Raw genomic sequence first — 8,320 nt, forward strand, 5'->3', positions numbered from 1 at the left:
GAGGTCGGACCATGGGCCAGGATGGCCGCAGGCGCGCTGTCGGCCAACATATAGGCCAGGCGCTCGGACGGATAAGCAGGGTCCAGCGGCACATAGGCGCCGCCCGCCTTGAGCGTGGCCAGCAGCGCGACGATCATCTCCACGCCGCGCTCGAAGCACAGCGCGACCCGCACGTCGGGACCGATGCCGAGACCGCGCAGATGGCGCGCCAGGCGGTTGGCCCGGGCGTTCAGTTCCGCGTAACTCACTTGCTGGTCTTCAAACACCAGCGCCACCGCGTCCGGCGTGGCGGCAACCCGCTGTTCGAACAGCTCGTGGATCGCGCCATCCTGCGGATATGCCTCACCTGCCTCGTTCCACGTCAGCAGCACCTGCTCGCGTTCCGCCGCCGGCAACACAGCCAGCGCCCGCACCGCGGTTTCCGGTGCGCTTTCCAGCGCCGTCACCAATTGCTCCAACGCGGTGCGCAGATAGGCGCACATCCGTTCCGCATCCTTGCCCGCGCTCACTTGCGCCGTCAACAAGAAATTGGTGCCGATATCATCCACGCACATCGTCAGCGGATAGTTCGTCCTTTCCTCGCCGGACAGTATGTCCATGCCTTCCCAGACGGTATTGGCCTGGTCCTCCGTGTTCGCTTCGCCCTGCGCCGAGTGGCGGAAGTTGAACAGCGCAGAGAACAGCGGCGCCGGCGCCGCCACACCGCTGCAGCGTTGCGCCAGCGACAGCGACGCGTGCTCGTGACGCATCAACCCGGCCAGCGCCGCATGGGTCGCCAGCACACTCTCGCGCACCGAGCGTCCATCCACATCCAGCCGCACCGGCAGCGTGTTGATGAACATGCCCAGCACGCGATCCGCACCGGCGCCACCCTGCATCCGGCCGAACAGCACCGTGCCGAACACCACCGATTCGCGTCCCGACGCCTTCGCCAGCACCTGCGCCCAAGCCAGGTGCAGGACCGAGGCCGCGCTCACGCCCAGGCCGCGCGCCTGCTGACGGACACGAAGCGTCAATGCCGCCCCCACGTCCTGACGCGCTTCGCCGATCAGGTTGCCGTCGCCTTGCACGTCGAGCAGACCGAACGGCGCCGTGGTTTCGTCGATGTCGCCCAGCATGCCGCGGAAGAAGCTTTCATGTTCCGCCTGCGACACACCCAGCAAGGCTTGCGCCACATAATTACGGAACGGCATAGCCGGCGCCAGAGGCTCGCTCTGCAGCGTGGCCTGGATTTCACCGATCAGTATTCCCAGCGTCGTGTGGTCGATGGCCAAATGATGGGCCATGATCTGCAACAGCCAGCGTTCCTGCGCCGGATCGTGCGCGTAGAAACCGCGCAGCAGCGGCGCCTCGCGCACGTCGATGCGGTAGTGGCGTGGATCGTAGCGCTCCGCCAACTGCGCGGCGACGTCGCCCTCCTCCACCGCCACCTGCTCGACCTGCAACGGCGCATGGCGCCAGACCACTTGCAAGGCGGACTCCAAGCCTTCCCACAACACAGCCGTGCGCAGGATATCGTGGCGTGCCATCACCGCCTCCAGCGCCGTGAGGAAACCGTCGAGTCGCTCGCGGCTGTCGAAACTGATCAGGCTAGGCAGCAGATAGGCGTCGCCACTCTGGCTCATCAGGTGATGGAACAAAATGCCTTCCTGCAGCGGGGCCAACGGATAGATATCCTGGATGTTGGCGGCACCGCCCGGCACCCGGGCCGCCACGCGGTCGATCTGCTCCTGTGTCAGGTCAATCAGCGGCAGCATCGATGGGGTGATGTGCTCGCAGCCTGCAGGAATGCCATTCTCCGGCACCACGATTTCCTGCCCGCCCTGCCCCACCGCCAACGCCAGCTGGGCGATGCTTGGGGTACTGAACAAGGCCCGCACGTCGGCCTGCAAACCGGCCTGGCGCATGCCTTCGATCAGGCTGACCGCCAGCAATGAGTGGCCGCCCAGCTCGAAGAAGTTGTCATGGCGGCCGATGGTTTCACGTTGCAACACGCGCGACCAGATCGCCGCCAGCGCTTCCTCGATTTCGCCTTGCGGCGCTTCATAAGCGCGCTGGGTGTAGGCGTCGCCTTCCGGCGCCGGCAAGGCCTTGCGGTCCAATTTGCCGTTTGGCGTCAGCGGCAACGTCGCCAGCAGGACGAAGGCCGACGGCACCATATAGTCGGCCAGCTCGCTTGCCAGCGCCGCGCGCAGTTCGGCCGCGTCGGGCGCATGACCGTCGCGCGCCACCACGTACGCCACCAGGTGCTTGTTGCCCGCCTGGTCTTCACGCGCCAGTACCACCGCCTCGCGCACGCTGGCGAGGCGCGCCAGGCATGCCTCGATCTCGCCCAGTTCGATGCGGAAGCCGCGAATCTTCACCTGGAAGTCGTTGCGGCCCAGGTACTCGATAGTGCCGTCCGCCAGATAGCGGCCCAGGTCGCCCGTCTTGTACAGGCGGCCGTCCTGGCTGAACGGATCGCGCAGGAAGCGCTCCGCCGTCAGCTCGGGACGGTTCAGGTAACCGCGCGCCACGCCCGCGCCGCCGACGTACAGCTCGCCCGTCGCGCCGATCGGCACCGGCTGCAGTTGCGCGTCCAGGATGTAGACCTGGGTGTTGGCGATGGGACGGCCGATATGCAGCACCGCCGCATCGGCATCGAGGCGACCGGAGGTGGCAACCACCGTGGTTTCGGTCGGTCCATAGTTATTGACCAGGTTGAACGCTGGCCAAGCAGCCGGAAGGCGGCGCAAGCGATCTCCACCGGTCAACAAATGTTTCAATCCGGCGGGGGCGGCGCCCTCCGACAGCGCAAACTCCGCGAGCGGCGTAACGAGGAAGCTGACGTCCAGGGCTTCGTTTGCCCACCATGCGAGCAACTGCTCCGGGTCGCCTTTCGTCACTGCAGGCGGCAACACCAGGCTCGCCCCGACACAGAGCGGCGGCCAGACTTCCCAGGTGGTGGCGTCAAAAGCGACGCCGGCCGTGGACGACGAGCGCTTGCCGGCCGTCAGCTCAAACGTCTGGCAATGCCATGCAACCAGGTTGGACAAATTGGCGTGCTCGACCATCACACCTTTCGGTTCGCCGGTCGAGCCCGAGGTGTAGATGACGTAGGCCAGGTGATCAGGCAGCAGGCCGGTGTCGGCCGCGTCCAGATTGGCGGCCGATTGCATACTCCACTCTTCCCGCGCATCCAGGTCGACGACAGGACGATTCAGCGCCAGCGAGGCGATCAGCCCAACAGTCGGAGCATGGGCCAGCACTGCCACCGGGGCGCTGTCGGCCAGCATATACGCCAGACGCTCGGCCGGATAGGCTGGGTCCAACGGCACATAGGCGCCGCCCGCCTTGAGCGTGGCCAGCAACCCAACGATCATCTGTGCGCTGCGTTCCACGCACAGCGCGACCCGCAACTCGGGGCCAACGCCGAAACCGCGCAGATGGCGCGCCAGACGGTTGGCCTGGGCATTCAGTTCCGCATAGCTCAGCTGCTGGTCTTCAAATACCAGCGCCACCGCATCCGGCGTGGCGGCAGCCTGTTGTTCAAACAGCTCGTGGACGCGGCCGTCCCGTGGATAGGCCTCATGTGTGGCGTTCCACGTCACCAGAACCTGCTCGCGCTCGGTGGCCGGCAGCACGTCCAGCATGCGCAATGCGGTCTCCGGCGCACTTTCCAGCGCCGTGACCAGGTGATCCAGCGCGGTGTGCAGATAGGCGCAGATGCGCTCCGCGTCCAGCCCGCCGCTGACCTGCGCCGTGAACAGGAAATCGGTACCGAAATCGTCCACCGATATCGTCAATGGATAGTTGGAGCGCTCCTCGCCGGACAGCACTTCCATGCCGTCCCAGCCGTCGCTGGACTGGCCGACATCGTCGTGCGCCTCCTGTTGCGCAGAGTGGCGATAGTTGAACAACGCCGTGAACAACGGCGCCGGCGCCGCCACGCCGCTGCAGCGCTGCGCCAGCGATAGCGACGCATGTTCGTGACGCATCAATCCGGCCAGCCGCGCGTGGGTCGCCAGCAAGCTTGCGCGTGCCGATTGCACGCCCACATCCAAGCGCAACGGCAAGGTGTTGATGAACATGCCCAGCGCGCGGTCCGCGCCGTCGCCGCCCTGCATCCGGCCGAACAGCACCGTGCCGAACACCACCGCTTCGCGTCCCGACGCCTTCGCCAGCACCTGCGCCCAGGCCAGGTGCAGCACCGAGGCCGCGCTCACGCCCAGGTCGCGCGCCTGTTCGCGGACGCGCGCCGCCAGCGCCGCGTCGACTGCGCGCCGCGCTTCGCCGAGCTGGACGCTGTCGCCCTGCACGTCGAGCAGGCCGAACGGCGCCGTGGTCTCGTCGACGTCGCCCAGCATTGTGCGGAAGAACGCCTCATGCTCTTCCTGCGATACGCCCAGTCGCGCTTGCGCCACATAATTGCGGAACGGCATAGCCGGCGCCAGGGCCTCGCCTTGCAGCGTGGCCTGGATCTCGCCGATCAGGATCACCAGCGTCGTGTGATCGATCGCCAGGTGATGCGCCAGGATTTGCAACAGCCAGCGCCCTTGCACCGGATCGTGCGCGTAGAAGCCGCGCATCAACGGCGCCTCGCGCACGTCGATGCGGTAATGGCGTGGATCGTAGCGCTCCGCCAACTGCGCGGCGACATCACCTTCATCCACCACCACTTGCTCGACCTGCATCGGCGCGTGGCGCCATACCACTTGCAACGCCGCGTCCAAACCTTCCCACAAGACGGCCGTGCGCAGGATGTCGTGGCGCCCAATCACCGATTGCAGCGCAGCCAGGAAACTGTCCATCCGCTCGCGGCTGTCGAAACTGATCAGGCTAGGCAGCAGGTAGTCGTCGCCATTCTGGCTCATCAGGTGATGGAACAAGATCCCTTCCTGCAGCGGAGCCAACGGATAGATGTCCTGGATGTTGGCGGCGCCGCCAGGGACCTGGGCCGCCACGCGGTCGATCTGCTCTTGCGTCAGGTCAATCAGCGGCAGCATCGATGGCGTGATGTACTCGCAGTCAGAAGGAATGCCATTCTCCGGCACCACGATTTCCTGCCCGCCCTGCCCCACCGCCAACGCCAGTTGCGCGATGCTTGGCGTACTGAACAAGGCACGCACGTCGGCCTTCAAACCGGCCTGGCGCATGCCCTCGATCAGGCTGACCGCCAACAGCGAATGGCCGCCCAGCTCGAAGAAGTTGTCGTGGCGGCCTATCGTTTCACGTTGCAGCACCTTGGACCAGATCGCCGCCAGCGCTTCCTCGATTGCACCTTGCGGCGCCTCGTAGGCACGCTGGATGTAAGCATCGCCCTCCGGCGCCGGCAAGGCATTTCGGTCCAGCTTGCCGTTTGGCGTCAGCGGCAACGTTGCCAGCAGCACGAACGCCGACGGCACCATGTAATCGGCCAGCTCGCTTGCCAGCGCCGCGCGCAGTTCGGCCGCGTCCGGCGTGTAGCCGTCGTGCGGCACCACGTACGCCACCAGGCGCTTGTCGCCCGGCTGGTCTTCGCGCGCCAGCACCACCGCCTCGCGCACGCTCTCGACGCGCGCCAGGCGCGCCTCGATCTCGCCGAGCTCGATGCGGAAGCCGCGGATCTTCACCTGGAAGTCGTTGCGGCCCTGGTACTCGATATTGCCGTCCGCCAGATGGCGGCCCAGGTCGCCCGTCTTGTAGATGCGGCCGCCATCGCTGAACGGATCGCGCAGGAAGCGCTCCGCCGTCAGCTCGGGACGGTTCAGGTAGCCGCGTGCGACGCCGGCGCCACCGATGTACAACTCGCCCGTCACGCCGACCGGCACCGGTTGCAGCTGCGCATCCAGGATGTAGGTCTTCAGATCGGGAATCCGGGTGCCGATCGGGCTCGCGCCCAGGTGCAGCGTATCGGCCTGGGTCAGCGGACGGTACGTCACGTGCACCGTGGTTTCGGTGATGCCGTACATGTTGATCAGCTTGGTCTGCGCCTCGCCGTTGCGGGCATACCATGGCGCCAGCATGCTCGTTTCCAGCGCTTCGCCGCCGAAGATCACATGCCGCAAGCTATGGCTGCGCTCGCTGTTCGCCTGCGCCGCGATCAACTGCCGGAACGCGCTCGGCGTCTGATTCAGGATCGTCACGCCGGTATCGCACAGGGTGCCGTAGAACTCGTCCGGCGAACGGGCCGTCGCCAGCGGGATGATCACCAACCGGCCGCCGTAGGCCAACGCGCCCCAGATTTCCCACACGGAGAAGTCAAAGGCGAACGAATGGAACAGGCTCCAGCTGTCTTGCGCGCTGAAGTGGAACCAGGCATCCGTGGCGTGCAGCAGGCGCAGCACATTGCGGTGCTCGATCATCACGCCTTTCGGTGCGCCGGTCGAGCCCGATGTATAGATGATGTAGGCCAGGTGTTCCGGCAGCAGGCCGGTTTCGGCCGGGTCCAGATTGGCTGGCGATTGCATGCTCCAATCTTCCTGCGCATCCAGGTCGACGACCGGGCCGTCCACCGCCAGCGAGACGATCAGCTCGGAGGTCGGACCATGGGCCAGGATGGCCGCCGGCGCGCTGTCGGCCAGCATATAGGCCAGGCGCTCGGCCGGATAAGCCGGGTCCAGCGGCACGTAGGCCCCGCCCGCCTTGAGCGTGGCCAGCAGTGCGACGATCATTTCCACGCCGCGCTCGAAGCACAGCGCGACCCGCACGTCGGGGCCGATGCCGAGGCCGCGCAGATGGCGCGCCAGACGGTTGGCCCGGGCGTTCAGTTCCGCGTAGCTCACTTGCTGGTCTTCAAACACCAGCGCCACCGCGTCCGGCGTGGTGGCAACCCGCTGTTCGAACAGTTCGTGGATCGCACCATCCTGCGGATATGCCTCACCTGTCTCGTTCCACGTCAGCAGCACCTGCTCGCGTTCGGCGACTGGCAGCAGCGGCATGCTGGCCAGCGGTTGCCGCTCATTGGCCACCATCGCGCTGAGCAGGTTGCGCCAGTAGTTGACATACCGCTGCATCGTCGCCTGATCGAACAGCGCCGTCACGTATTCCAGTCCACCGACGATCCGGCCTTGAGCTTCCTGCAACAGCACGCCAAGGTCGAACTTGGCCAAGCTACGTTCCTGCGCCTCCAATGGCGCCAGGTCCAGGCCAGGCATGTCCAGCGAGCCTTCCGGCGTGTTTTGCCACGAAAACATGACTTGGAAGATAGGTGCGTGCGCCATGCTGCGCGGCGGCTGCACGATCTCGACAACCTGTTCGAAAGGCAGATCCTGGTGTTGCTGCGCTCCCAGCACCTGCTGTTTGCTTTGCTGCAGCAAGCCTTCTACCGTCAGTTCCGGCGACAACTCGAAGCGCAGCGCCAGCGTGTTCACGAAGAATCCGATCAAGCCCTCCGTTTCGGGGCGGTTGCGCCCGGCGATCGGACTGCCGATCACCACATCGTTTTGTCCGGACAGTCGTCCCAGCAGCGCGGCCCAGCTGCCCAACAGCAGCATATACAGCGTCACGCCATGGCGCTGGCTGAGCGCTTTCAGCTGTGCCGTCAATTCGGCGTCGAGATCCATCTGCAGGGTGGCGCCGGCATAACTTTGCACGGATGGACGGGGACGGTCGCTGGGCAATTCCAGCACGGCGGGAATGCCCGCCAGCGTTTGTTTCCAGTACGCCGCCTGACGCTGCTGACGTTCTCCGGCCAGCCATTGACGCTGCCAGCTGGCATAGTCGGGATACTGGATCGGCAAGGCCGGCAGCGGATCATGGGTGACATCGCTGCCTTCCGCGTTGTAGGCGCCGTACAGCGTACTCACTTCATTGAGCAACACACCCATCGACCAACCGTCTGAAATGATGTGGTGCATGGCGACAAACAGCACGTGTTCCTGTGCCGATAATTTCACCAGACAACCCCGGATCAGCGGGCCGCGCTCCAGGTCGAACGGCGCGTCGGCTTGCTGCGTCAATGCCTGTTCCAGCGCGCCCTGCACATCTCCGCTTGCTTCCAAATCCAGTTCCAGCAACGCAAAACCGACGTCTTGATCGGCGACCACCTGCACCACCTGCCCACCCACTTGGGTGAACGTGGTGCGCAGCGCCTCGTGTCGCGCCACCACCCGGTTCAGGGTTGCGACCAGCGCGTCACGGTTCAGTTCGCCGTTCAGGCGGACACCGCCGGTGATGTGATAGGTTTCGCTGACCCCTTCCATCTGCGCCAGGAACCACATGCGTTGCTGCGCGAACGACAGCGCCAGCGGCGCATTGCGGTCGGCCAGGCTGATAGGTTCCTGCTGAATGCTAGTGGTTCTGGTCAGCTTGGCCGATTTGGCCAATTCCAGAAGACGTTTACGTTCACTTGGATCCAGTT

1 protein-coding gene is annotated in these 8,320 nt (G+C 65.5%); it reads right to left on the bottom strand.

The features are described 5' to 3' along the window. Nucleotides 1–8,285: amino acid adenylation domain-containing protein (locus AC1RMD_RS30455; protein WP_492932476.1), on the bottom strand; the 8,285-nt coding region annotated here is incomplete at its 3' end. Between the last annotated feature and the right edge of the window lie 35 nt (nt 8,286–8,320).

The organism is Duganella sp. GW822-FHT06D06, assembly GCF_058799615.1.